The sequence below is a fragment of the Variovorax sp. RCC_210 genome, assembly GCF_041355175.1.
Classification (GTDB): Bacteria; Pseudomonadota; Gammaproteobacteria; order Burkholderiales; family Burkholderiaceae_C; genus Variovorax.
This window is the reverse complement of sequence record NZ_JBFUPJ010000007.1, coordinates 82,969-107,546: the sequence shown is the minus strand read 5'-3', so window position 1 is coordinate 107,546 and position 24,578 is coordinate 82,969. Positions and strand designations below refer to the sequence as shown.

Here is a 24,578-nt window from a genome sequence, read left to right as displayed (position 1 = left end):
AAGAAAGAACTTGATGCCGCTCTACCTGCACCAATGGCGCTACAAGGACGAGCAGATCCGCCAGATGCTCGAGAACGAAGAGTCGTCAGACCGCGCGGACGTCGTGCGCACCGCCATCGAGGCCTTCGGCGGCACGCTGCACGGCTTCTACTACGCCTTCGGCGACTGCGACGGCGTGGCCATCTCGGAGTTTCCCGACGAGGCCACCGCGCTCTCGTGCGTGATGCTCATCTACGGCCAGGGCCGCATCCAGAACGTGCGCACCAGCACGCTGTTCACGCAGCAGGCGACGCTGGCAGCCGTTCGCCAGGCGCAAGACGTGCTGCATCCGCCGCAGGCTGGCGACCAGCCTTCACCGTAGGAGGCACACACATGCTGATGCCCGCCATCGACCTGGACGCCAGCATGAGCGCCGGCGCCGTGCTCCAGCGCCTGGCGCTCAACGGCTACTGGCTGGACGCCGCGCAGGACGCGGCCCGCGCGCGCATCGCGGCGGTGGCCGCGCGCGTGGGCCGCCCCGTCGAAGAAGTCGCTGCCAGGCTGGCCCGCGACGCGGACGACTGCGGCGCCGCCATCCGCCGCCAGTGGGGAACCCACGTGCTCTGGTACGCACGCGAACTGCGCGAGGTGCTCGTCGCGTGCAGCCATGCGCCGCCGGCGCTGCCGCTGCTCGACGTGCTCAACCTGCACGAGCCGGACAGCCAGCCGCCGATCGACATCGGCGCCGGCGCGGTCGTCATGCGCAACGGCGTGACGCTGTTGAACGGCGAGCCCGTGAGCGTGTCGCTGCGCGTGGCCGCGGACGCATTCGTGCTGCCGGCACGTGCGCCGTCACCCGCCGACATGGCGCTGCGCGGCGCCGATCCGCTCGCCCCGGCCACCGCCGGTGCCGCGCGGCCGACGCCCACGCCCACGCCCATGCCCACACCGGTGGCACCGCCCGCGGGACCGATCAAGGCCTGGCCGCGCATCGAAGCCCCCGACGCCAAGGCCGCGGGCGAGGTGTTCGAGGTGATCGTCGGGTTCGGCGCCCAGGCGCAGGCCCAGGTGAGCGGCGCGGCGGTCGACCTGCCCTTCTCGGCCGAGATGCAGGCGCTCGACCTCCAGGTCGAACTGTCGGCCGGCCCCGGCGTGCAGGCGCCCGAAGGCTGGAGCCGGCCGCTGCGCGTGACCGCCGCCGACGTGGCGACGGCGCAGGTCAGCTTCAAGCTGGTCGGGCTGGAGCCAGAGAACCCGGCGCAGCCCTTTCTCACGACGCTGGAGGTGCGCTACGTGCTGGGCGGCACGGTCTGCGGCACCGCCTCGCGGGCGCTGGCGATCATGCCCGCGGCACACGGCGACCGGCTCGATCCCCGCCCCCTCGGTCAGCCCTGGCAGGCCATGCCCGCGGCCGCCACGCCCGTCGCGCTGGTGGCCGATGCCAGGGTGCCCGACCTCACGCTGGACATCGGCAAGCCCGACCGCAACGCCGCCAGCGGCCAGTACGTGTGCCGCCTCATCAGCCCGCATGCCTTGGCCACCGCCACCGGCCCCTTCGACATGGACCTGGGCCAGGACGCCAAGACCTTCGCGCGCTCCGTCGTCGAGGAGGTGCGCCAGTACGGCAACAGCGCCTTGCTGGCCACCGCGCTGGAGAGCCTGGGCCGGCTGGTGGCCGAGCGCCTGCCCGGCGAGTTCTTCCAGGCGCTGGCCGAGCTGAGCGGCCGGCTGGCGCCGGAGCCGGTGTCGCTGCTCATCGTGAGCGCCGAGCCCTACGTGCCCTGGGAGCTCGCGTGGATGGACGCGCCGCTGGACGCCGCGCGCCCCAGCTACCTGGGCGCGCAGACGCTGGCTGGCCGGTGGCTGCGCGACAGCGCCGCGCCGCCGCTGGCGGCGAATGCCGCGGCACGGCCGGCCGCGCACCCCATCGCCTCGCTGCAGGTGCGCAACATGGCGACCATGGCCGCGTGGTACAGCGCGGCCTCGGGCCTGCGCAAGCTGCCCAAGGCCGAAGCCGAGGTCGAGGCGCTCAGCGGCAGCTACCCCGGCGTCACGCTCAAGGCAACGGCCGAGGGCATGCGCGACCTGCTCAACGCCACGCTGCAGGGCAAGTCGGGCCCTGTCGCGGTCGAGGCGGTGCACCTGGCGGGCCACGGCGACTTCGACCCCACGCGGCCCGACGGCTCCGCGATGTTCCTGCAGGACGGCGCGCCGCTGCGCTCCACGCTTTTTCGCGCCGCCAAATACGGCGGCGAGCGCCAGCCGCTGCTGTTCCTCAACGCCTGCATGCTGGGCATCGGCGGCGAGCTGCTGGGCGACATGGCGGGGTTCCCCGGCAACTCGCTGCGCGGCGGTTTCGGCGGCGTGCTGGGCGCGCTGTGGGAGGTGGACGACGACGTCGCCCACGACATCGCCATCGAGTTCTGGCGACGGGCGCTGCCTGCGGCAACCGAGGCATCCGATGCATCCGATGCATCCGCGGCGCCAGCGGAAGGCGAGCCAGTCGGCGCCATCCTGCGCGACCTGCGCGCCCGGTACGCAGGCACGGCGGGCACGCCCGTCCCGACCTTTCTTTCGTATGTGTACTACGGCCACCCGCGGCTGACGCTGCGGCGCGCGCCCTGAACGGAGGTTTTTCAACCATGGCAGCCACTCTCCTGAACGGAACCAACCAGACCGTGTCCATCGGCCCTGGCTACGCCCTGCGCACGCCGGGCTTCACCGGCGCGGCCGAGCTGCGTGCCGGCGGCACCACCGCCACCACGCGCGCCAGCGTGCGCGGGCTCGACCAGGGCATGGACGCGCTCGACGCCGCGCTGGCGGCGGCCGACGTGTCGCAGGTGCGCCTGATCGACCTGACGCTCAAGCCCGCGGCGGCGGGCGGCACCACCGGGCGCAGCGCCGGCGCGGCCGCTGGCGACATCGAGCTCGAGGTGCCCGACCTGGGCGACGACACCGGCCAGCTGGTGCTGTCGGTCGACGACGCGGGCGCGCTGCATTGGCACTTGCCTGAGCCTGCAACACCGACAGCAACAGCGCCATCGTCGGGGTCGCCATCAGCGCCGTCAGCGCCGGTATCGCGCGGCGGGGGCGGCGGCGTCAAACGCTTCCGCATCCCGGCGCAGGTGGCGCCGCCACCGGCGCTCGCGTCCGACAGCGGCACGCAGCGCAGCGTGCTCGGCCTGGTCGGGCGCAAGCTGCTGAAGGTGCTGGTTTATCCGCTGACCGACCCCGTCCTGGGCGCCGTCGGCGAGCACTTCGTGGGCCGGTGGGAAGACAAGAACCGCCCCTATGCCGTGCGCAGCTTCACCCCGCAGGACTACCAGGGCGCGCCCGCCGTGCGCCACACGCCCGACACCCTCGCCGCGCTGGCGGCCCAGGGCCCGGCGCTGCTGTTCGTGCACGGCACCTTCAGCACGTCGAGCGCGGGCTTCGGCGCGTTGCCGTCGCCAACGCTCGACGCCTTGCACCAGCGCTACGGCGGCCGCGTGTTCGCCTTCGACCACCCCAGCGTCAGCGTGGACCCCGAGGCCAACGTGCGGTGGCTGCTCGGGCAGCTGCCGCCCGGCGGCATCGACCTCGATATCGTGTGCCACAGCCGCGGCGGCCTGGTCTCGCGCGTGTTGGCCGAGACGCCGCCCGCGCCGGGCATGGACACCGCCCGCGCCCGGGTGCGCCGCCTGGTGTTCGGCGCCGCGCCCAACAACGGCACGGTGCTGGCCGACCCCGACCACATGGTGGCCATGGTCGACCGGCTGACCACGCTGCTCGCGCTGTTTCCCACCGGTCCGGTGACCGAGACGCTGGAGGCGCTGGTCACCGTCGTGAAGGTCATCGCGCACGGCGCGCTCAAGGGCCTCGACGGGCTGGCGAGCATGCGGCCGCAGGGCGAGTTCCTGGGCCGGGTCAATGCCGGCACCGCCGCGCCCGCCGACTACTTCGCCATCGCTTCCAACTATTCCGCCATCGACACCGGCCTGCGCGGGCTGGTGGCCGGCGGCACCGACCTGCTGCTGGACACCGTCTTCGGCGAGGCCGGCAACGACCTCGTGGTACCGACCGAGGGCGTGTTCCAGACGAACGGCAGCAGCCGCTTTCCGCTGGACGCCGGTCGGGTGCTGCTGTTTGAGCCCAGGGAGGGCGTGTCGCACACCACGCTGTTCCAGAACGAGAAGGTGTCGCAGCGGCTGTTGGCGTGGCTCGCTTGAGCGTTTGAGCCCCTGCGCCTCAGTGCCTCGGCCGGCGTGTTCGGTCAGCGCAGCACCGCGCCGCGCCAGACCACCAGCCCCAAGACCGTGAGCTGGTCTGCATCGACCGTCGTTTCTTTGTAGTCGGCGTTGTCCGCCAGCACGCGCACCTGGCCGCCGATGTGCACCTGCAGGCGGCGCAGCAGCAGGTTGCGCGTGTGGTCGGTGATGAGGTGGATGCGCCCGTCGGTGATCTGGTTGTGCCGCGTGTCGATGAGGATGATGTCGCCCGAACTCAAGGTGGGGCGCATCGCGTCGCCCGGCATCTTCATCGCGGCGAGGTGCTCGCTGTCCAGGTCCTGGTCGCGCAGCCATGCGCTGCAGAAGGCCTGGGCCCGAAAAATCGTCGGCATCGAATCGCCGAAAACGCCCGGCTCCTTGCCGGCGAGCCGGTACAGGGGCAGCGTGGTCATCGTCTTGGGAAGGTCGGTCGGCGCCCAGGGCTGCGCGCGCCCGGTGCCGCGCATCAGCCATTCCAGCGACACGTCCGCCGCATCGGCCAACGACACCAATACGCGGCGCGACGGCTCGCTGCCTGCCAGGTAGCGCGTCAGCGCGCTGTTCGACACCCCCACGCGGCGCGCCAGGGTGCTCGCATTTCCCACCTTCGCAATGATCTGGCGCAGCCGCGTCGCGAAATCTTCGTCGATGGCGGGCAAATCAATATCAGCTGAAGCAGTGCTCATGAATTTCTATTTACGCAAAATAATTTCGATATCGAAAAATATGCTTATGAAAACGTTTTATTAAAGCAAATTAACGAGGCCATAAGTGCGCGCCTACAATTTAAACCCGACGGCGAAATCAGAGTTTTTTACAAATCGAAAATTTCGCCGAAAAACGGCCCGATTGTGACGCAAAAACGTGGTGCCTTGCACGCGCTCAGAGCCCTTGTGCGGGGGCGGTCCGGCAGGTCACAGGCGATATGGCTTCGTCAGAAATTCTCATATCTTTATTCGATGAACAGATATGCAAAGCGCGGGCGCCGCATGTCGGCAAGTTCGTGAAAACCGCATTCAGGTCAAGCAAATGAAATCGCAGAATTCGCGCCAGATCAAGCTCGCCGCCTATGTCATGGCCGGGCCTGTTTCGGGCCATCACGGCGGCTGGCGTTATCCGAGCGCCCGCACGGACATTCTTTCGCTGGACTATTACCAGGAAATCGGCCGCCAACTGGAAGCTGGCCTGTTCGACATGCTGTTCATACCGGACATCCTGGCGGTGCCTCACAAGTTCAGGAACAGCGCCGCCAGCCAGCTCATTCATGGCGCGCTGGGTGCCTTGCGCCTCGACCCGGTGGTCGTGCTCACCGCGGTGGCCACGGCAACCAAGCGGCTGGGCCTGGCCAGCACCATTTCGACCTCCTACATCGAGCCCTTCCAGCTGGCGCGTTCGCTGGCCACGCTGGACCACCTGAGCGCGGGGCGCGCCGCCTGGAACATCGTGACCTCGTTCCAGCCGGCCGAAGCCGCCAACTTCGGCAAGACCGGCCTGCCCGACAAGAACCAGCGCTACGACCGCGCCGACGAGTTCCTCGAGGTGGCGTGCAAGCTCTGGGAGAGCTGGCAGCAAGACGCCGTGGTGCTCGACAAGGCGACCCCCATGTTCGCGGACCCGGCCAAGGTGCGGCCCATTTCGCACAAGGGCGAGTGGTTCGATGTCGAAGGCCCACTCAACGTCAGCAGGCCGCCGCAGGGGCGGCCCGTGTTCATCCAGGCGGGCGCGTCCGACCGCGGCAAGGACTTTGCGGCGAAGTGGGCGGAGGTGATCTTCGTCACCCACTCGTCGATCACCTCGGCGCAGGCCTTCTATCGCGACATCAAGGAGCGGGTGGCGCGGCACGGGCGCAACCCCGACGACGTTCATGTGCTGCTGGGCGTGGTGCCGGTTGTCGGCGAAACGCATGACATCGCGCAGCAGAAGCAGGCGCTTCTCGACCGCCTGACCAGCCCCGAGGCGGGCCTGTCGACGCTGTCGTACCACCTGGACATCGACCTCTCGGAGTTCCCGCTCGACGAGGTCTTGCCCGCCATTGCGCCGCCCGGCGTGCAAGGCCACTACAAGGAAGTTGCCGAGCTGAGCCAGAAGCAGGGCCTGTCGCTGACGGAGATCGGCATGCGCTATGCCATCGGCCCGCTGCGCGACTTCAACGGCACCGGCGCGGAGGTCGCGCACACGCTCAAGCATTGGTTCGACGAGCGCGCGTGCGACGGCTTCATGGTGCAGATGCCCTACCTGCCGGGCGGCATCGAGGACTTCACGCGGCTCGTGGTGCCCGAGCTGCAGACGCTCGGCGTGTTCCGTTCCGAGTACGAGGGCCCCACCCTTCGAGACCAACTCGGCCTTGCCCTGCCGAACTGAATCCGGCCGCGCCGAATGTTCCCCATCCAACGCCATTGACCATGAACGCCTCCTTCCTTTCGACCCTTTCGACAGAACGCACTGCCGACGTCACCGCCACCAGCACCGCCACATCCCGCCGCCGCTTCCTCCAGGCGTCCGCCATCCTGGGCGGCGCGGTGGCCATGCCGTCCATCGTGAAGGCGGCATCCGTGCCGGTCATCCGCTATGCGTCGGCCGGCGTGGTCGGCCCCGGCGAGATCGAGACGGTGATCTTCAGCGAGTACTTCAAGGCCAACGTGCTCAAGCGCTACGGCAAGGAATACACGCTCGAGGCGACCACCGCCAAGGGAACGCCGGGCGTGGCCACGCTGCTGGCCGCCGACCAGGCGGACATCGGCACGCTGGCCTTCACCACGCTGGCCACGCTGGTCCAGACCGGCGGCGTGGCCGGTGGCGTGAGCGCCATCGCGGCCATTCACCAGGACGGCGTGAAGGGCTATGCATCGAACCCCTTCGTCGTGCTGGAAGACAGCCCCATCAAGACGGTGGCCGACTTCAAGGGCAAGACGGTGGCCGTCAACGCCTTCAACGGCAGCGTCGACATCATCCTGCGGCTGGCGCTGGAAAAGGCGGGCCTCGATCCGAAGCGCGACGTGCGGGTGGTGGAAATGCCCTTCGGCAACATCGGCTCGGCGCTGCGGCAAAGGCGCATCGACGTCGGCGTGCTCGCCATGCCTTTCCAGGTGCAGGAAAAGAAGAAGGGCGGCATCCGCTTCGTCTTCGACGCGGTGGGCGTGGTGCCGCCCTACCCCGTGCTCTTCCAGGCGGCGCGCAACCAGTTCCTCAAGACGCAGGGCCCGGCCGTGAAGGCGTGGCTGGCGGACTTTGTCGAGGCGCGCGCGTGGATCTACGACCCCGCGAACCGCAAGACCGTCGTCAAGGTCACGGCGGAGCTCATCAAGAGCCCGGAGGCCGAGCTCGACGAGTACTTCCTGAAGCCGGCCGACTTCTACCGCGACGTCAACGCATGCATCTCTGTCAGCGACGTGCAGGCCCCGGTCGACGCGATGCACAAGCTCGGGCTGTTGCCCAACGCGGTGTCGCTCGCCAAGAGCGTGGACCCCTCGTTCCTGCCCGCGGCATGCAAGCTTTGACGCCGTCGCAGGACGCGGGCATCTTCCTGGGCGAGGTCAGCAAGACCTTCGGCAACGGCAGCCAGAACGTGCTCGCGCTGCACAAGGCCACGCTGGAGGTCAGGCGGGGCAGGTTCGCGAGCCTGGTCGGGCCGTCCGGCTGCGGCAAGAGCACGCTGCTCTACATCCTCGGCGGGTTCGAGTCGGCCAGCTCGGGCGTGGTGCAGGCGCTGGGCAAGCCGGTGACCGGCCCCGGCATCGACCGCGGCGTGGTCTTCCAGGAGTACGCGCTGTTCCCCTGGCTCACGGTGGCGCAGAACATCGCGTACGGCATCAAGTCCAAGGGCGCGTCCAGGGACGAGGTGAGCGACACCATTCAGCGCTACCTCAAGCTCATGCACCTCGAGGGCTTCGGCGCGCGGTATCCGCGCGAACTCTCGGGCGGCATGCGCCAGCGCGTTGCACTGGCACGCACCTTCGCGTACCAGCCCGACATCCTGCTGCTGGACGAACCCTTCGGCGCGCTCGACTCGCAGACGCGCGAACTCATGCAGGACGAGCTGCTTCGCATGTGGCAGTCCTCGGGCATGACGGTGCTGATGGTCACGCACGACCTGCACGAAGCCGCCTACCTGTCCGACGACATCTACGTGATGTCCAAGCGCCCGGGCCAGATCGTGGCGCACTACGCGAGCACCATCGACCACACGCTGGAGCGCGAGCAGATCATGCTGTCGCCCGAGTTCACCGAGCTGCACAACCGCGTCTGGCTGTCGGTGCGCGAACAGGTGAAGGCTTCGCTTTCCGCGTCAGGGGCACAGGCTTGAGCAGCGCTGATGCTTCGTTGCCGCCCTCCTCGTCGCCACTCTCGCAGGTGACCGCGTCGACGTTGTCACCGTCCTCCTCATCTTCGACGTCTTCGACGTCTTCAATCTGGAAGCGGCGAACCTGCGGCCTGCTCACGCTCGCCGCGTTGCTCACGCTGTGGCAATGCGCGACCCGATGGGGCTGGGTCGATCCGGCATTCCTGCCATCGCTCCCGGCCGTGGCCAAGGCTTTCGCGGACCTGCTGAAGGGCGGCGAACTGGCCGCCAACCTCGGCGCCACGCTGCGTTCGGGCGCGGTGGGCCTGGGCGTGGCCTTGTCGTCGGCGTGCCGCTCGGCCTCTGGATGGCCACGAGCCGCGGGGCCGAAGGCTTTTTCAACCCGCTGCTCAAGGCGACCTACGCGCTGCCCAAGACCACGCTCATTCCGCTGCTGGTGCTGTGGTTCGGCGTCGGCACCGCGACCAACGTGGTGATCGTCGCGGTGACCTCGCTGCTGCCCATCGTGCTCTACACCTACCGCGGGGCGTGCGACGTGCCCAGGGTGTTGCGGTGGAGCGCGCAATCGATGGGCGCTTCGAGGCTGGCCGTTCTCGTGCGGGTGCTGCTGCCCGCGACGGTGCCTGCGATCTTGATCGGCCTGCGCATCGCGCTGGGGTTCGCCTTCCTGGTGGTGATCGCGTGCGAAATGATCGTGTCCAACCAGGGCATCGGCAAGCTCATCTTCCAGTACGGCGATTCGGGCAACTACGACTACATGTTCGCGTCGCTGGTCGTCGTGGTGGCCGTGGCTTACCTCAGCGACCTTGCGCTGGTGAGCTTTTCGCGTCGCGCGCTGCGATGGCAGGAGGTGTCGGATGGGCAGGACTGAGCACGCCACTCGCCAGACAGTTCGCCAGGCAGTCCGGCAGACGGCGCAACATGCCGTGGGCCTGGGGCGCGCCGCATGGCTCGCCGTCTATCCCTTGGTCCTGCTGGCGCTGGCCTGGGAATTCGTGGCCCGGGCGGGCTGGGTCCGTCCGCTGTTCCTGCCCACGTTCAGCGATGTGCTCCAGGCGCTGGGCGCGGGCCTGGCGGGCGGCGACCTGCTGCCCGCGCTGTGGGCCAGCCTGTACCGCGCCGTACTCGGCATCGGCATCGCGCTGGCGGTCGGCGTGCCCCTGGGCTACCTGCTGGCGCGCTTCAAGTGGCTGCGCTGGGCCTTCGAGCCCATCACCGCGCTCGGTTTTCCGATGCCGAAGATCGCACTGATTCCCGTGGTCACGCTGTGGTTCGGCATCGAGGACGCGTCCAAGATCGTGCTGGTCGTCGTGACCTGCGTGTTTCCCTTTCTCCTGTCGGCGAAGGCCGCCGCCGAACAGATTCCGACCAAGATGCTGTGGGCCGCCCGCTCGATGGGCACGTCGCCGCTCGCGCTGATCGTGCGCGTCGTGTTGCCTGCGACGCTGCCCTCCATCCTCACCGGGCTGCGCATCGCGTTCCCCATCGGGCTCATCACCGTGTTCACGGCGGAGATGGTCACGGGCGGCGGGCTGGGCGAGGTCATCGTGCTCGCGCAGCGGTACTTCGAAACGTCGAAGGTCTATGCCTGCGTGCTGCTGACCATGGCCGTCGGCTACGCGGCGGATTCGCTCATCGCCAGCGCGCAGCACCGCTGGAGCCGCTAGATGCCGAGCCCCCACACCACCGCTGCGCGCTGGGCCCTTGCGGACCTGGAGCGCTGGCTCGCGGCGCTGCTCGTGCAGGCCGAGCTTCCCGCGGAAGCGGCCCGCCGGGGCGCCCGGCAGTTGCTGCTGGCAGACGCCTTCGGCATCCACACGCACGGGCTTGCGCGCTGGCCCACCTACTGGGACCAGCTGCGTCGCAAGGCGCTCCATGCCGACGCGACGGTCCATGGCCGCTGGCAGGCCGGCGTGTTCCACGTCGAGACGAACCGGGGCTTCGGCCCCTGGGCCGGAGAGCAGGCGCTGATGCTCGCGCAAGGCCAGTTGAATGCGCAGCGCCGGTTCGTGCCCTTCCTGATCCACGATGCGGGTCACCTGGGTGCGCTCGCCACCCACGTCTATCGCGCGGCGCAAGCGGGAAGCGTGGCCCTGCTCATGCAGTCGACGCAACCGGTGATGGCCGGCATCGGCGCGAGCGGGCCGGCCATCGGCAACAACCCGATCGCATTCGCCGCGCCCCGGCCGGGCGCCGCGCCGCTGCTGATCGACTTCGCAGCCAGCCAGGTCGCGTTCAGCCATGTGCTCGACGCGCACCGCGAAGGCCGCCCGATTCCCGATCACTGGGCCATCGATTCATCAGGCCGACCGACGACCGACGCGGCGGCCGCGCTGCAGGGTGCCATGCAGCCGATGGCGGGCCACAAGGGGCTGGCGCTGGCCATGATCGTGCAGGTGCTGGCGGGCGTATTGACCAACGCGAGCCCCGACCTGGCGGAGCCGTCTGCCGCACCCGGATGCGGCGCCTTCGGCTTCATCGCCAGCCCCGACATCGCGGGACCGGAGGCCTACGCCCGCAAGATGCAGGAGTGGGTCGGCATCTACCAGCGAGCCGGTGGTGCGGCGGCCCGGGTGCCCGGCGACCGAGCGATCCGCAGCCTTGCGCAGGCGCTCGATGAAGGGATTCCCATCGCCCCTGCCTTGGTCGCCGCGTTGACGCGCATAGGCGAGCTTGCCGGCCTGCCTCTTCCGGGCCCTGTGCAGCGACCGCTGCACGCCGAACAACACCCGATCACACCCACCCACTCGAAGACAACGATGTCCGCCACCCCAGACACCCTTCACGATGCCCCTCACGACGTCGTCCACGACGCCCATGTTGTCGTGTCGTCCAGCGATACCCACGGACGGTTCACCGCCAGCAATGCCCGCTTCAGCTTCGTCACCGACGCCAAGGCGTCCAACGGCGGGCCGGGCGTCGCCGTCAACGCCGCTGAATTGCTGCTGAGTTCGCTGGGGTCTTGCGGCCTGGCCCTTGTCTACAAGCGGGCCGAGGAAACGGGCGCTGCGGTTCGGCTTGCCAAGGTGAAAACATCATTGAAGCGCTCCGACGACGATGGCACGCGGTACGACTTCATCAAGCTGGCTTTTCAGATCGAGGGCGTTGCGCGCGATGTTGCGCAAGACCTCGTCGACCACTTCACGTCGAACTGCCCGATCTTCAACACGCTGCTCCGAGGCGGTTCGAACATCACGGTACGCCTCGAAGATTCGTGATGCCGGCGTCAGCGTACTGGTTCCAGCTGCCCGTGACCGCGCCCTGAGGCACCCCATAGGGCGCTCAGGGCCCGACCACTCCTACCACTTCACCCGCACACCCAACGAGCCGTTCACCGAGCTCTTCACCTTCGCATTGCCCCCCGATGCCCACAGCTTGCCCAGCTCGCCGTACAGGCTCGTCGACGGGCTCAACGCCAGCGTGAAGCCCCCCGCCAGCTCGGAACTCGTGCCGCCCGTGGGCGCCGCGATGTCCGTGGTGGTAGCGCCGTTGACGAAGCGCGCGATGTCCGCGCCGCTCGACGTCTTGTAGACGTTGAAGCGGCCATACGGCTGCAGCGTGCCCACGCCTGTGTCGAGCTGGCCCTTCAGCCGCACGCCCGCCCGCGCGATCCAGCCGTTGTCGGCCTGCGGCTGCACCACCGCACCGGTGATGACGGAGTTGCCCAGGTCCATGTGCTGGTGGATCAGCTGCAGCTGCGGCTCGACGCTCCAGCCGCTGCCGCCCAGCGCGAAGGCCTGGCCCACTTCGATGGAGCCCAGCAGGCTGTTGCCCTTGCCGCCGGTGCCGAAGCTCAGCAGCGGCTCCACCGTGTAGCGGTGGCGGCCCGACTGCACCACGGCGTCGGCGTAGAAGCCGCTGTCGCCGGTGTAGGTGCCGTAGAGGCCCACGTACTGGCTGCGCAAGTCGTTGCGGCCCACGGCCAGGTTCTGGATGCCGCTGGCAAAGCCTCTCACGCGCGCGTCGCCGTCGAGCTGGCCGACGTACAGGCCGGCGCGCCAGTTCGATGTGGCCAGCAGGTCGGTGCCGGCCTGGAAGCCGGTGAGGCGGCCCTTGCTGTTCGGCGACACGGCGCCGCCTTGCTGGATGTCGATGTCGGTGGAGAGCACGCGGGCCCAGGCGCGGCGGTCCGAACCCGTCGGGGCTGTCGCCGTGCCCTTCACATCGTCGTCGCCCACGCGCTTGCGCAGGTCGCCCAGCATCGCGAGGTTGCCCTGGCGCAGCTGGCTGGGCAGCGAGGCGAACAGCGAGGCTTCGGGCCGGTAGGTGACGATCGGCACGCCGGGTGCGCCCGGGCTGGTCGGCGATGTCGCCGCGGGAATGCTGGAGCGCAGGAACCAGTTCTCGCCCGCGCCGCTTGCGTCCGCCGCGTACAGCCGGTACTCGTAGGCACCCGCATCGACATGGCCGCCGGCCAGCGAGAAGGCGTCCTTCGTGGTCTGCGCGGTGGTGGTCGCGCCGCCTTGCGCGGTGACCACCTCGATGCCGTTGCCCGCGGTGAGCGCACCCAGGCCGCCGAGGTTGGTCACCTGCACGCTGGTCTTGCCGCTGGCGGTGCCGCCGTTGATCACCAGGCGGTCCGAAGGGCCGGTGCCGCTGAGCGCGGTGCCGAGCTTCAAGACACCGTTGTTGCCGACGTAGTTGCCGTTGACGGTGAGCGTGGTGCCCGCCACTGCGCCCACCAGCGACACGGTGCCGCTGTTGGCGAGCGAGGCCACGCTCTGGTTGAAGCCGGCAAGGTCGAGCGTGGCGCCAGCGGCCACGCTGTGCGCCGATGCCGCGCTGAAGGTGTTGGCCGCACCGGCCTTCAGCGTGCCCTGCGCGACATTGGTCGCGCCCGTGTAGGTGTTGGCGCCCGACAGCGTCAGCGTGCCCGTGCCCTGCTTGGTGATGAAGCCGCCGCCGCTGATGGCGCCCGCGAGCGTGGCGCTGAAGGCGCCGGTGTCGATGACCGGATCGTTCTGGCCCGTGAGCTTCACGGCGTTGGAAAGCACCACGCCGTCGGCGCTGAAGCCCAGCGTGGTGTCGTCGTCCATCGACAGCGCGCCGGTGCCCAGCGCCTGGCTGTGGCCGACGTTCAGCCGCCCCTGGCGCAGCGACGTGCCGCCGGTGTAGGTGTTGGCGCCCGACAGCGTGAGCGCGCCGGTGCCGACCTTGACGAGCGAGCCGCCGTTGCCGGAGATGACGCCGGAGACTTCGGTGTCCGTGTTCAGGCCACCGGTGGTCAGGGTCTTGGTGCTAAGGAGCACTCTGCCCGCACCCGAGAGCGAACCGATGGACGTGCCGGTTGCGGTCAGGCCGTCGATGTTCACTACGCCACCGGCCTTGTTGACCACCTTGGCCTGGGCAGCCGTCGCGTTGTCTCGCATGTCTAGCGAACCACCGGACTCGTTGGTGATGGTGGCGTGGCCAGCGGACGCGTCGAACCATATGTCGGTCGCACCGCCGTTGAAGTTGGTAATGCGTGCATTGCCTGCATCGGAGTTGTCCCAGAAGGCAGTGCTGCCGCCGCGGTTTTCGAAGACCGCGTTGGCTGCGCTCGTGTTGTCGCGGAAGGTCGTGCCGGAGGCGGCATAGCTGACGAATGTCGCGCTGCCCGCCGAACTCTTGTCCCTGAACTCGATGGAGCCGCCATTCGCGATACCGTCGGCTGCCGCCGTGGTGATGCTCAGGCTTCTCGCATCCGCGCTGCCCTTGAAGGCGAGAAAACCCCCGGCGTTGACCGCCACGGGCCCGGTGCCCAGCGCGCCGCTGACCATCGCGTTCAACGCGCCGCCATCGATGGTCGTGCCGCCCGCATACGTGTTCTCGGACGCCAGCGTCAACGTGCCGACCCCGGTCTTGACCAGGCGGCCAGGGCCACCCACGGTGGAAGTCACTTCCAGGGTGTTGAACGCGCTGTCGACATCGAGGGTGCCGCCACCGCTGCCCAACGTGATGCCGCGCGACAGGGTGCTGAACGCCGAGCCGGTCACCTTGAGCGCGCCGCCGTCGAAGGTGAGCGCGCCCGCTGCATCGCCCAGCGCCGCATCGTTCGCGACCGACAGCGTGCCGGCCTTGAGGGTGGTGCCGCCGGTGTAGGTGTTGGCCCCCGTCAGCACCAGCGTGTCGACATCGTCTTTCTGCAGGCCGCCCGCGCCCATGATCACCGAGTCGATGGTGGCCGTCATGCCGGTCTTGATGCCCGTGCCGTCGCCCACGCGGAAGTTGGTGTTGGCGGCGGTGATGGTGAGCGCGTCGCCGTTGATCACGTAGCCGTCGGTCATGAACTGCACGCCGCCCACGCGCACCGCGCCGCCCACGCCCTTGTTGTCGACGGTGACGGTGCCCGCGGTCGCGCCGAAGATGGCCACGCTGTCCTGCATCCACGTGGTGTTGACGCTGCCGGTCGTGTCGGTCCAGCCTTCGGCCGGCGAGCCGGCGCGCCAGGTGCCGCTGCCGCCGCTGACCTTGCCGTCGTTGTAGTCGCCGTTGTTGCCGCCGTCCCACAGGCCGAGCGACAGGCCCTGGGTGTTGACCAGGTTGACCTGCTTCGAGATGCTGGTCTGCAGCGAGAGGTCGCTGAGGGTCCCCGGCGCGGTGTTGATCGTCATGCCGGCGTCGGTCAGCGTGCCGGTGTAGTTGATGAGGCGGTACAGCCCCGCGCCGAACTGCCCGCCCGGCGCCTTGACGATGTTGAGCTTGCCCGCCAGCGTGAGATTGCCGTTGACGTTGAGCAGGTCGTTGTTCGCGCCACCCCAGACGCCGGCGTCGCCCAGGTCGAAGTCGAGCGACGAGGCACCGTCGAGCACGAGGTTGCCGACGCTCATCGGGCCGATGCCGTTGCCCACGGACAGGCGGCCGCCGACGATTTCGACCTGGCCGGAGATGATGCCGCCGCCCGTGAGCGTGGCGCCGGTGTTGACCTGCACGGTGCCCGTGCCGGTCGCGCTGCCGCTCGCGTTGTGGATGGACAGCGTGCCGGCGTTGACGACGACCGGGCCGGTGTTGGTGCTGGCGGTGGTCAGCACCAGCGTGCCGACGCCATCCTTGGTCAGCGAGCCGCCGCCAGAGAACGCGCCTTGCATCACCAGCGTGTCTTTGCCTTGCAGCGCGAGCTTGCCGCCGGTGGCGATGTTCACGTTGTTGTTCAGTGTTCCAACGACCGACGTCCAGTCGAGGCCGCTGGAGCCCGTCACCGTCAGCGCCCCGCTGCCCAGCCCGGATGCGTGGCCGAGCACCAGCGCGCTGGAAGCCAGCGTGACGCCGCCCGTGAAAGTGGCGTTGTTGCCCGAGAGCCCGCTGGCGGCAACGCCGTTGACCACGAGCGAGCCCGCGCCGCTGATGGTGTTCGCGAGCTTGGCGCCGTTCAGCTCCAGCGTGCCGCCCTTGTCGACCTGAACGGTGGCAGCGGCGTCGAGGCGAGCCCCCGCGCCGACGCTGAGCGTGCCCTGCGCGACCTGCACGCTGCCCGGCTTGAACGGCGAATTGATCTGCGTGGCCGTGCGATCGAGCTCCCAGCGGCCGTCGCCGACTTTCACGACGCTGCCTTCGAACGTGGTCTCTCCGGTCACCGCGTTGGAATACACGCCGGTGGTGCCGGCCGCGCCGTCGAGCGTGAGCACCGAGTCCTTGCCCGCGATGTTGAGGTTGCCGTTGATCTGGCCGTCGGTGAACAGGTTCACCTTGTGGCCGCCGGCGCCGCCAAGGACGACGTGGCCGTTGATCTGGGCCGCGTTGATCAGCGTGGTGGCGGGGCCCGTATTGATGGCGTTGTTTTTGGCGCCGATGACCGATCCCAGCTCGTTGGTGATCTTGGTGGCGCCGACCTTCGAAATGATCGCGTTGAGGCTTCCCCCCAGGATCTGGCTTTTGCCGGTGTTCAGGATCTCGCCGCCGTTCTGCAGATCGATGCCGTAGCTGTTCGTGCTGCTGATCGTGCCGCCCTTCGAATTGATGACAGAGCTTGTCGATTGCGTGAGAACGACGCCAAGGTTGTCGCCGATCGCCTGGCCGCCAAGATTCTGGAAGACGCTGTTGGCGCCGGTCAAAAGCGCGATGCCGCCGCCCTGGATGGTGGCACCGGAAGCGTTGGTCACTGTCACGTCGTCCGCAGTCGAAACGACCCCCAACCCCGAAAGTCCTGCGGTCCCGATCACGCCTTCGTTGCGCAATTCGGTGCCGGCCGCGACGAAGTTGCTGTTGCCGGTCGTGCCCGTACACAGGTTGACGTTGCCGGTCAACACGCAGTTTGCAAACGCGGGCCCCGCCGACCCAAACAGCGCCGCGGCCAGCAGCACGCCGGACGCGCCGACCCGCGTGGTCACGCTGGAGCCGCTGCGCTTGCCTCGCGCCTTGGCGGTTTCGGAAACGGCCACCCAAGCGCCCGTGGATGCGTTCCACACGCTGCGGAAATTCGTGTTCATCTTGTCTCCCCCTGGTCTTCTCGGCCCCGGAAACGGGGCAAAAGGCGCGAAGCTGAACGGCGCCTGACGGAATTGCGGGCGAAGTGTAAGGTTCTGTTGCTTTTTGTCGCTATACCTAAAACTAGGTAAGTTCCCTGCCTTTTTACAATTTCCCGGAGCAAGCAAACCGGGCAATAACTGGGGTATTAACCGGTGCGCGCCACGGTGCCGGCGGTCAGGGGCACAAGACACATCAACGCCGCCACCACCCAGAAAGCGGCCGGCAAACCGACCGCATGCGCCACCAAACCGATGCCCGCGGGCCCCACCAGGATGCCGGCGTAGCCGGCGGTGGTGATGACCCCCACGGCCAGGGCCGGTGGCATGGCGGCTTGCGTCCCCGCCCTGCGGAACAGCACCGGCACGACGTTGGACGCGCCCAGCCCGATGAGAAGAAACCCCGCCATCCTGGCCACCGCGCCCGGCGCCGCCAGCAGCACGGCGAAGCCGATCACGGCCAGCACGCCGCTCCAGCGCAGCAGGCGCAGGTCGCCGAAGGCCGCGGCGGCCTTGTCGCCCGCGAGCCGGCCGGCCGTCATGGCGACGGCGAACAGCATGTAGCCGACGCCGCCATGGCTGGAGGCGACGAGGCCGGCGTCGGTAACGAGAAGCGCGCTCCAGTCCAGCATCGCGCCTTCGGCCAGGAAGGCAGCCGCGGCCAGCCCTGCGAGCAGCAGCACGATGCCGCGCGGCCGCACGAAAAGCGGCCCTTCGACCCGGCCCTGCGCGCCCGCGAGCAGGCGCGGCCACGCGAAGACCATGGCCGTCGCCATGGCCGCGGCGCAGGCCAGCGTGCCCGCCAGCGGCGCGACGCCCCAGGACAGCAGCGCGGTCATCGTGGCCGCGCCAGCGAAGCCGCCGATGCTGAAGAGCGCATGAAAGCCCGACATCAGCGGCCTGCCCGCGGCCCGCTCCACCTCCACCGCGTGCACGTTCACCGCCACGTCGATCGACCCGAGCGCGGCGCCGAAGGCGAACAGCGCGGCGGCCAACGCCAGCGGCGTCGCGGCGACCGACAGCGTGGGCAGCACCAGCACAAGGCCGAAGCCGCCGGCCAGGATGACCGGCTTGCTGCCGAAGCGCGCGCTCAACGGGCCGGTCGCCAGCATCGCGACGAGCGAGCCGACACCGAGGCACAAAAGCAACAAGCCGAGCATGGCCTCGTCGATGGCCAGCCGCTGCCTGGCGAACGGCACGAGCGGCGCCCAGCAGGCGATGCCGAAGCCCGCCACCAGAAACGAGAGGCGGGTGCCCACCCGCGCGGCAGCGTGATCGGAAGGCGGCGACGTCTTTTCACGCCGCTTCAGCGGAAGGCCAGGCTGGCCGTTCAAGCCCCGGCAATGAATGAGATTTTCTAGAAGATCGAAGGGACGCATGCCCGAATGCTAGGGAGCGGTAAGCTGCGCGACTATCGACTTTTACGGCTGGACCCATGAGCTCAACTCATGCAAACGTGCGGCGGCTGCCGTCGCTCAACATGCTGCGCGCCTTCGAGGCGGCGGCGCGACTGCGCAGCGTGACGCGCGCGGCGCACGAACTGAGCGTGACGCAAAGCGCGGTCAGCCACCAGATCAAGGGGCTGGAGGAATGGCTGGGCGTGGCGCTCGTCGCGCGCGAAGGCCGGCAGCTCGCGCTCACGCCCGAAGGCGCCGCCTACCTGCCGAGCCTGAGCAGCGCCTTCGACCTGCTGGCGGACGCGACCGAGCGCATCGGCCGCACCACGCGGCGCCGCACGCTCACGGTCAATGCGCTGCCAACGCTGGCCGCGCAATGGCTCATTCCGCGCCTGGCCGGCTTCTGCGCCCAGGTGCAGGACGCCGACGTGCAACTGGCCACCACGGTGAGCGTGCTCGACTTCGTGCCCGCGGCGTTCGACGTGTCGATCCGCTGCCTCTCCGCGGACGAGCTGGCCATGCTGCAGGCGCGCCCCGGCTGGCGCGGCGTGCGCTTCGGTGCCTTCCTGCCCGATGCGCTGACGCCGGTGTGCAGCCCCGCGCTGCTCGCCCGCTCACCGGCGCTGCGCAAGCCCGCCGACCTGGCCCGCCACACCTTGCTGCACAGCCGCTCGACACCGCTGGTGTGGCGCGACTGGCTGGCGGCCGCGGGCGTGGGCAAGTTGCGCCCAGCCGCCGAGCTGGGGTTCGACCACGCGCACCTCGCGGTGCAGGCGGCCGTGCAGGGCATGGGCTTTGCGCTGGGCAACCCCGACCTGGTGGCGGACAGCGTGGCCGGCGGCCTGCTGGCGATGCCGTTCAGCGCCTGGACCACGCACGAAAAGGAGTTCTACTGGATTCTTGCGGAGCGCTCGGCGCAGGACGCCGACGCGCTGGCGTTCTGCGACTGGCTGCAGGCCAGCGGACGCACCGGCTGAAAGCGGCGGCTCAGCCCCGCTCCTTCGCCACCAGAAAGTCGATGAGCGTGCGCACCGCCTGCGTCTGGTACCTGCTCGGCACGTACAGCAAGAACTTCTGCGTCGCCAGGAAGTCGAGGTCCCCGTCCTTCAGCGGCACGGCCTGCATCTCCCCGCGCGCCATCGGCACCTGCACCATGTAGTCGGGCACCAGCCCGACGCCCAGCCCCTGCGCGATCGCATCGCACAGAAAGTGAAAGTTCGCTGAAATCAGCCGGGGCCGCGTGCGCAACGAGCCGGGCCCGCCCGCCTGCACGCCGGCCATGCTCAGGCGCTCGCCGGTCTGCTGCGAGGTGATGAGCGGCAGCTGCTTCAGCTCTTCGAGGCTCGTCGGCATGCCGTGCCGCGCGATGAACGAGGCGGTCGCGCAGGCCACGTAGCGCACCGGCCCCAGCTCGCGCGCCACCAGGTGCGCTGGCGGCTCGGCCATGACGCGCACCGCGAAATCGACCGAGCCCTTCACCAGCTCCTCGATGTCGTTGTCGAAGATCACGTGCAGCGTGATCTCCGGGTGCCGCTCCATGAACTCCGCCAGCCAGCCCGACATGCGCAGCTGCCCGTAGCCGCTGGGCACGCTCAGGCGGATCATTCCCTGCAGGCCCTTGCCCAGGCTGCTCACGGCCTCGGCCGCGGCCTTCACCTCGTGCCGCACGGCACGCCCGTGCGCGTAGAGCTTCATGCCCAGCTCGGTGGGCTCCAGCTGGCGCGTGGTGCGCCGCAGCAGCTGCGCGCCCAGCTCGCGCTCGAAGCGGTTGATGCGCTGGCTCACGTTGGCCCGGCTCATGCCCAGCATGGCGGCGGCCTTGCTGAGGTTGCCCGCTTCGATGATGTCGACCAGCAGGCCCAAGGCTTGAACATCCATTGTCAATTCCAGATTTACACAAACGTCATAAATGTCGCACGATTGTCAATTCTTTCGTGCCGACGAATAATTCGAGCCTCCCCGGCTCCCTGCCAGCTTTCAGTACGCACCGCAAGGTTCTCTCCTGCGGTCGCTGCTTGCCTCGGCTTGCCTCGCTCGTTTTTGCTCGTTCCAGTTCGTTCGCCCGATCTCCCCATGCCTCTGACCGCCCCTGTCCAGCCCCTGGCCGGCCTTCGTGTTCTCGACCTGTCCCGCGTGCTCGCGGGCCCGATGTGCGCCATGGCGCTGGCCGACCTGGGCGCCGACGTCATCAAGGTCGAGCACCCCAGCCGCGGCGACGACACGCGCGACTGGGGCGTGCGCGTGGGCACGCGCAACACCTCGTACTTCAACAGCGCCAACCGCAACAAGCGCTCCGTCACCATCGACCTGCAATCGGACGCGGGCGTGCAGATTGCGCGCGAGTTGGCCGACAAGTCGGACGTGGTCATCGAGAACTTCAAGGTCGGCGGCGCCGACAAGCTGGGCCTGGGCTACGAGGCGCTGAGCGCGTCGAACCCGCGGCTGGTGTACTGCTCCATCTCCGGCTATGCGCGCAGCACGCCGGAGGCGCAGCGCCCGGGCTACGACCTGCTGGTGCAGGGCGAGGCCGGCATCATGGCCATGAACGGCGAGGCCGGCCAGGGCCCGCTGAAGTTCGGCGTGGCGGCGGTCGACATGTTCACCGGCATGTACGCGGGCCAGGCCATTCTTGCCGCGCTGTACGAGCGCCATGCCACCGGGCGCGGACGCCACGTGCAGATGGCGCTGTACGACTGCGGGCTGATGATCACCTCCTACTACGGCATGGAAGCGCTGCTGAAGGCGGGCGACCCGCCCAAGTTCGGCAACGCGCATCCGTCGATCGTTCCCTACGGCGTGTTCGATGCCGCGGACGGCCCGGTGGTCATCACCGTGGGCAACAACGGCCAGTTCGTGCGCTTCTGCGAGCAGGTGGTCGGCCGGCCCGAATGGGCCACCGACCCGCGCTTTGCCACCAACACCGCGCGCTCGGCCAACCGCGAAGTGCTGCTGCCGCTGGTGCGCGAAGCCTTGCGCGGCATGGGCCGCCGCGCGCTGCTCGACAGCCTGGCGCAAGCCAGCATTCCCTGCGGCGAAGTGCTCGGCATGCACGAGGCGCTGACCTCGCAACGCACCGCGCAGGCCAGGCTGCTGCACCACTTCGACGACACCGAGGCCGGGCAGCAGACCGTGCTCGCGCCCCCCTACGTGATGGACGGCGAACGCACGCCCGTGCGCCGCCCGCCGCCGCACCTGGGGCAGCACACCGACGAGGTGCTGCGCGAAGTGCTGGCCATGGACGACCAGGCCATCGCCGCCGCGCGCGCGCAGCAGGCGATCTGAACCCCGACAGCGGGAGCAGCGGGGGCAGCGGGAGTAGCGGGGGCAGCCGCAACCGCTGCGCCACTCCACATTCTTCTTTCAGAAAAACAGACATGAACCAAGCTCACATCAGCCGCCGGCACCTGCTGGCCACGGGCGCCGCAGGCGCACTCTCCACCCTCGGCCTGCCGGCCTTCGCAGCCGACGCCGCCTGGCCGGCCAAGATCGTCAAGATGGTCGTGGCCTTCCCGGCCGGCGGCCCGACCGACACGGCCGCGCGCATCGCGTCGCAGAAGCTGGGCGAACGCCTGGGCACGTCGATCATGGTCGACAACCGGCCCGGCGCGTCGGGCTCCATCGGCACGGCGCAGTTCATCAAGTCGCCGGCCGACGGCAACACGCTGTCGATGTTCGGCATGCCCGCGCTGCTGGCGCCGCTGCTGTACAAGAACGGCGCCTACGACGTGGAGAAAGACTTCATGTGCGTGGCCACCGTGTACGACCTGCCCATGGCCATCGTCGTCAACCCGACGCTGATGCCGGGCGTCGATTCGCTGCAGAGCCTCATCGCCCAGGCCAAGGCCGCGAAGACGCCGCTGAACTACACCAGCTCGGGCGCGGGCAGCTTCGGCCACCTGGCCATGGAGCAGCTGAAGGACCTGGGCGGCTTCGACATGCAGCACGTGCCCTACCGAGGCAGCGCGCCGGCCGTCACCGACCTGCTGGGCGGCCAGCTGGGCGTGATGTTCGCGGACGTGGTCGCGGCGCTGCCGCACATCAAGTCGGGCAAGCTGCGCGCCATTGCCGTCAGCTCGCCGCGCGGCAACGTGCTGCTGCCGGGCGTGAAGACGGTGTCGGCCCAGGGCTTTCCCAACTTCGACTTCGATTCGTGGGGCGGCCTGATCGCGCCGCTGGGCACGCCCGCGTCGGTGGTCACGCGCATCAACAAGGAGCTCTCCGACATCCTCGCCAAGGACAAGGACGTGCAGGACAAGCTGGTGCACGCCGGCGCCATCGCCGCCTACCAGCCGGCGGAGGCCATGCGCAAGCGGCTGTCGGCGGATGCCGCGCGGTGGACCAAGGTGGCAAAAGACAAGAACATCAGCGCGGTCTGAGCGGCTGCGGGCGGCTGCCGAGCGCAGGGGGAGCGACACGGCAAGGCATGAAACGGGACGCAGCGACAACTGCGCGGGGCACGGCATTCCTACGATGGCCGCACCCTTCATTCTTCGACTGCCCCGCCATGAAATCGCTGTTCTCCGCGCCCTCGCGCCTCTTCAACATTGCTGCCTCGCTCGCGCTGGTGCTGAGCCTCGGCGCCTGCGCGACCTACACCGGCGCGCCGCCCGGCGCCGTCGAGGTGCGCCAGGGCGTGGTCGAGCAGATCAACCCCACGCAGTTGCAGAGCGTTCAGCACCAGGGCATCGGCGCCGTCGTCGGCGGCATCGCCGGCGCGGGGCTGGGCAACCTGGTAGGCCGCGGCACGGGGCGCGACGTTGCCACGCTGCTGGGCGCCATCGGCGGCGGCATGCTGGGCAACCAGATCCAGCAGAACGACTACGAGCAGCCCCTGCCCGGCCAGCAGGTCGTGGTGCGCACCGACAGCGGCGTGATCGTCGCGGTGACGCAGCCGGTCGACCCGGCGTTGTACCCGGGCATGCGCGTGTACCTCGAAGGCAGCGGCATGGGCGCGCGCGTCGTGCCACGGCGATGAGCCCCGAAGAAAGGCCTTGCGGACGGCCCGTAGCGGCCACCACCTGAACTCCCATGAGATCGCAGTTTCTTCGCGCGCTGCTCGCGCTCATTGCCGCGGCGTTCTGCGGCTTCGTCCATGCCGCGCCCGGCGCGCTGTTGCGCGCGGTTCCCATGACGGGCGCGCCGATGGGCGCCAGCGCCAGCCGCATCCTCTACACATCGCTCGGCGAGCGCGGCGAGCCCATCGTGGTCTCGGGCATCGTCGTGGTGCCCGAGGGGCCGGTGCCGCCGGGTGGCCGCCCCATGGTGGCCTGGGCCCACCCGACCACGGGCATCGTGCCGGCCTGCGCGCCCTCGCTCGCGCTGCAGGTGTTCCGCCGCATTCCGGGCCTGCCGGAGATGCTGGCGCACGGCTGGGTGGTGGTGGCCACCGACTACCCCGGGCTGGGCACCGCCGGCCCGCACCCGTACCTGGTGGGCGGCAGCGAGGCGCGCTCGGTGCTCGATTCGCTGCGCGCGGCGCGGGCGCTGCCGAATGCGCACGCGGGTTCGCGCTTCGCGGTCTGGGGCCATTCGCAGGGCGGCCAGGCGGCGCTGTTCACCGGGTTGATGGCCCGGCAGTACGCGCCCGAACTCACGCTCGAAGGCGTGGCCGCCGCGGCCCCCGCCACCGACCTGCTCGCGCTGCTGGACGACGACTTCGACAGCATCGGCGGGCGCAACCTGTCGGCCATGACCTTGTGGTCGTGGTCGCGCGTGTACGGCCTGCCCATCGACAAGCTGGTGCTGCCGCAGGCCATGCCGGCGGTGGACGCGTTGGCCAACGAATGCATCGAGTCGGCCTTCGACATCGTGCGCCGCATGGTCTCGGGCCGCAGCCTGGCGCACACCTTCCTGAGCGTGGGCAATTTCAGCAAGCTGGAGCCCTGGCGCTCGATGCTGGCGCTGAACTCGCCGGGCCCGCTGCCGCGCGTCGTGCCGCTGTTCATCGCGCAGGGCGAGGCCGACGGGCTGGTGCGCCCCGACGTGACGCGCGTCTATGCGGCGCGCCAGTGCGCCGCCGGCGGCAGCGTGCGGCTGCTGATGCTGCCGGGCGTGAACCACGGCTTTGCGGGCCGCGACGGCGCCGCGCCCGCCGTGGCGTGGATGGCCGACCGCTTCGCCGGGCGGCCCGCGCCCAGCGACTGCGGCGGGGCACTGCGACAAGGCGCCTGAGACGGAATGCAAACATCTGGGACGCTGCGTTCACTGCCTGGGC

At 69.3% G+C, this 24,578-nt stretch carries 18 protein-coding genes; 14 read left to right on the top strand and 4 right to left on the bottom strand.

All coding sequences use genetic code 11. The annotated features are described in order from the left end of the window. The first annotated feature begins 13 nt into the window (after positions 1–13). From AB6807_RS20345 to AB6807_RS20335, 3 genes are read left to right on the top strand one after another with little or no spacing between them, the layout of a single operon-like run. On the top strand, positions 14–361 hold the full coding sequence (locus AB6807_RS20345) for a GYD domain-containing protein (protein WP_116913113.1): 348 nt from the start codon (positions 14–16) through the stop codon (positions 359–361). Positions 362–372: 11 nt separating this feature from the next. Continuing rightward, positions 373–2,604 carry a TCAD7 domain-containing protein gene (locus tag AB6807_RS20340; RefSeq protein ID WP_371085982.1) on the top strand — a complete coding sequence of 744 codons (2,232 nt, stop codon included), beginning with the start codon at positions 373–375 and terminating at the stop codon, positions 2,602–2,604. Positions 2,605–2,621: 17 nt separating this feature from the next. Beyond that, on the top strand, positions 2,622–4,187 hold the full coding sequence (locus AB6807_RS20335) for an esterase/lipase family protein (RefSeq protein WP_371085981.1): 1,566 nt from the start codon (positions 2,622–2,624) through the stop codon (positions 4,185–4,187). A gap of 44 nt (positions 4,188–4,231) precedes the next feature. On the opposite strand, the gene AB6807_RS20330 is transcribed toward AB6807_RS20335, so the two are convergent. Then, positions 4,232–4,912 carry an XRE family transcriptional regulator gene (locus tag AB6807_RS20330; protein WP_371085980.1) on the bottom strand — a complete coding sequence of 227 codons (681 nt, stop codon included), beginning with the start codon at positions 4,910–4,912 and terminating at the stop codon, positions 4,232–4,234. 343 nt (positions 4,913–5,255) lie between these two features. Here AB6807_RS20330 and AB6807_RS20325 point away from each other — a divergent pair, with 343 nt between their 5' ends. The 6 genes from AB6807_RS20325 (at position 5,256) to AB6807_RS20300 (ending at position 11,744) form a co-directional block, all read left to right on the top strand. Then, positions 5,256–6,587, top strand: coding sequence for an LLM class flavin-dependent oxidoreductase (locus AB6807_RS20325; protein WP_286515540.1), 1,332 nt, complete (start codon positions 5,256–5,258; stop codon positions 6,585–6,587). Between the two features lie 41 nt (positions 6,588–6,628). Beyond that, positions 6,629–7,723 carry an ABC transporter substrate-binding protein gene (locus tag AB6807_RS20320; protein WP_371085979.1) on the top strand — a complete coding sequence of 365 codons (1,095 nt, stop codon included), beginning with the start codon at positions 6,629–6,631 and terminating at the stop codon, positions 7,721–7,723. After that, positions 7,711–8,529 (top strand): ABC transporter ATP-binding protein, encoded by an 819-nt coding sequence (locus tag AB6807_RS20315; protein ID WP_371085978.1) that lies wholly within the window; start codon positions 7,711–7,713, stop codon positions 8,527–8,529. Before AB6807_RS20320 ends, AB6807_RS20315 begins: the two co-directional genes overlap by 13 nt. A 325-nt stretch (positions 8,530–8,854) precedes the next feature. Continuing rightward, positions 8,855–9,397 carry an ABC transporter permease gene (locus AB6807_RS20310; protein ID WP_371085977.1) on the top strand — a complete coding sequence of 181 codons (543 nt, stop codon included), beginning with the start codon at positions 8,855–8,857 and terminating at the stop codon, positions 9,395–9,397. Next, positions 9,384–10,193 carry an ABC transporter permease gene (locus tag AB6807_RS20305; protein WP_371085976.1) on the top strand — a complete coding sequence of 270 codons (810 nt, stop codon included), beginning with the start codon at positions 9,384–9,386 and terminating at the stop codon, positions 10,191–10,193. Before AB6807_RS20310 ends, AB6807_RS20305 begins: the two co-directional genes overlap by 14 nt. Next, positions 10,194–11,744: an Ldh family oxidoreductase gene (locus tag AB6807_RS20300; protein ID WP_371085975.1), complete on the top strand. Its 1,551-nt coding sequence runs from the start codon at positions 10,194–10,196 to the stop codon at positions 11,742–11,744. An 81-nt stretch (positions 11,745–11,825) separates the two neighbouring features. Here the strand turns inward: AB6807_RS20300 and AB6807_RS20295 are convergent, their stop codons facing one another. Further along, positions 11,826–16,931 carry an autotransporter outer membrane beta-barrel domain-containing protein gene (locus AB6807_RS20295; protein ID WP_371085974.1) on the bottom strand — a complete coding sequence of 1,702 codons (5,106 nt, stop codon included), beginning with the start codon at positions 16,929–16,931 and terminating at the stop codon, positions 11,826–11,828. 185 nt (positions 16,932–17,116) lie between these two features. After that, entirely contained in the window at positions 17,117–18,226 is a 1,110-nt protein-coding gene (locus tag AB6807_RS20290; RefSeq protein ID WP_371085973.1) for an MFS transporter, read from the bottom strand. Between the two features lie 176 nt (positions 18,227–18,402). Between AB6807_RS20290 and gcvA the strand changes: the two genes are divergently transcribed. Next, entirely contained in the window at positions 18,403–19,341 is a 939-nt protein-coding gene (gene gcvA / locus AB6807_RS20285; protein WP_371085972.1) for a transcriptional regulator GcvA, read from the top strand. Between the two features lie 10 nt (positions 19,342–19,351). Here gcvA and AB6807_RS20280 read toward each other — a convergent pair whose 3' ends face one another. Beyond that, positions 19,352–20,242 carry a LysR family transcriptional regulator gene (locus AB6807_RS20280; RefSeq protein ID WP_371085971.1) on the bottom strand — a complete coding sequence of 297 codons (891 nt, stop codon included), beginning with the start codon at positions 20,240–20,242 and terminating at the stop codon, positions 19,352–19,354. A 195-nt stretch (positions 20,243–20,437) separates the two neighbouring features. On the opposite strand from AB6807_RS20280, the gene AB6807_RS20275 reads away from it, so the two are divergent. The 4 genes from AB6807_RS20275 to AB6807_RS20260 all read left to right on the top strand — a co-directional run bounded on the left by AB6807_RS20275 (position 20,438) and on the right by AB6807_RS20260 (position 24,535). Continuing rightward, a complete protein-coding gene (locus AB6807_RS20275) occupies positions 20,438–21,646 on the top strand; it encodes a CaiB/BaiF CoA transferase family protein (protein WP_371085970.1) in 1,209 nt (402 codons plus the stop codon). Positions 21,647–21,738: 92 nt separating this feature from the next. Then, positions 21,739–22,740, top strand: a complete 1,002-nt coding sequence (locus AB6807_RS20270; protein WP_286515562.1) for a tripartite tricarboxylate transporter substrate binding protein — start codon at positions 21,739–21,741, stop codon at positions 22,738–22,740. A 128-nt stretch (positions 22,741–22,868) separates the two neighbouring features. Further along, positions 22,869–23,339, top strand: a complete 471-nt coding sequence (locus AB6807_RS20265; protein WP_371085969.1) for a glycine zipper 2TM domain-containing protein — start codon at positions 22,869–22,871, stop codon at positions 23,337–23,339. A gap of 53 nt (positions 23,340–23,392) precedes the next feature. After that, positions 23,393–24,535 (top strand): alpha/beta fold hydrolase, encoded by a 1,143-nt coding sequence (locus AB6807_RS20260; RefSeq protein WP_371085968.1) that lies wholly within the window; start codon positions 23,393–23,395, stop codon positions 24,533–24,535. Positions 24,536–24,578: the final 43 nt, after the last annotated feature.

Excerpts from the sequence above, each read along its gene's own strand:
- AB6807_RS20345 (WP_116913113.1), top strand. The coding sequence starts at position 14 with ATGCCGCTCTACCTGCACCAATGGCGCTACAAGGACGAGCAGATCCGC.
- AB6807_RS20340 (WP_371085982.1), top strand. The coding sequence starts at position 373 with ATGCTGATGCCCGCCATCGACCTGGACGCCAGCATGAGCGCCGGCGCC.
- AB6807_RS20335 (WP_371085981.1), top strand. The coding sequence starts at position 2,622 with ATGGCAGCCACTCTCCTGAACGGAACCAACCAGACCGTGTCCATCGGC.
- AB6807_RS20330 (WP_371085980.1), bottom strand. The coding sequence starts at position 4,912 with ATGAGCACTGCTTCAGCTGATATTGATTTGCCCGCCATCGACGAAGAT.
- AB6807_RS20325 (WP_286515540.1), top strand. The coding sequence starts at position 5,256 with ATGAAATCGCAGAATTCGCGCCAGATCAAGCTCGCCGCCTATGTCATG.
- AB6807_RS20320 (WP_371085979.1), top strand. The coding sequence starts at position 6,629 with ATGAACGCCTCCTTCCTTTCGACCCTTTCGACAGAACGCACTGCCGAC.
- AB6807_RS20315 (WP_371085978.1), top strand. The coding sequence starts at position 7,711 with ATGCAAGCTTTGACGCCGTCGCAGGACGCGGGCATCTTCCTGGGCGAG.
- AB6807_RS20305 (WP_371085976.1), top strand. The coding sequence starts at position 9,384 with ATGGGCAGGACTGAGCACGCCACTCGCCAGACAGTTCGCCAGGCAGTC.
- AB6807_RS20300 (WP_371085975.1), top strand. The coding sequence starts at position 10,194 with ATGCCGAGCCCCCACACCACCGCTGCGCGCTGGGCCCTTGCGGACCTG.
- AB6807_RS20295 (WP_371085974.1), bottom strand. The coding sequence starts at position 16,931 with ATGAACACGAATTTCCGCAGCGTGTGGAACGCATCCACGGGCGCTTGG.
- gcvA (WP_371085972.1), top strand. The coding sequence starts at position 18,403 with ATGAGCTCAACTCATGCAAACGTGCGGCGGCTGCCGTCGCTCAACATG.
- AB6807_RS20280 (WP_371085971.1), bottom strand. The coding sequence starts at position 20,242 with ATGGATGTTCAAGCCTTGGGCCTGCTGGTCGACATCATCGAAGCGGGC.
- AB6807_RS20275 (WP_371085970.1), top strand. The coding sequence starts at position 20,438 with ATGCCTCTGACCGCCCCTGTCCAGCCCCTGGCCGGCCTTCGTGTTCTC.
- AB6807_RS20270 (WP_286515562.1), top strand. The coding sequence starts at position 21,739 with ATGAACCAAGCTCACATCAGCCGCCGGCACCTGCTGGCCACGGGCGCC.
- AB6807_RS20265 (WP_371085969.1), top strand. The coding sequence starts at position 22,869 with ATGAAATCGCTGTTCTCCGCGCCCTCGCGCCTCTTCAACATTGCTGCC.
- AB6807_RS20260 (WP_371085968.1), top strand. The coding sequence starts at position 23,393 with ATGAGATCGCAGTTTCTTCGCGCGCTGCTCGCGCTCATTGCCGCGGCG.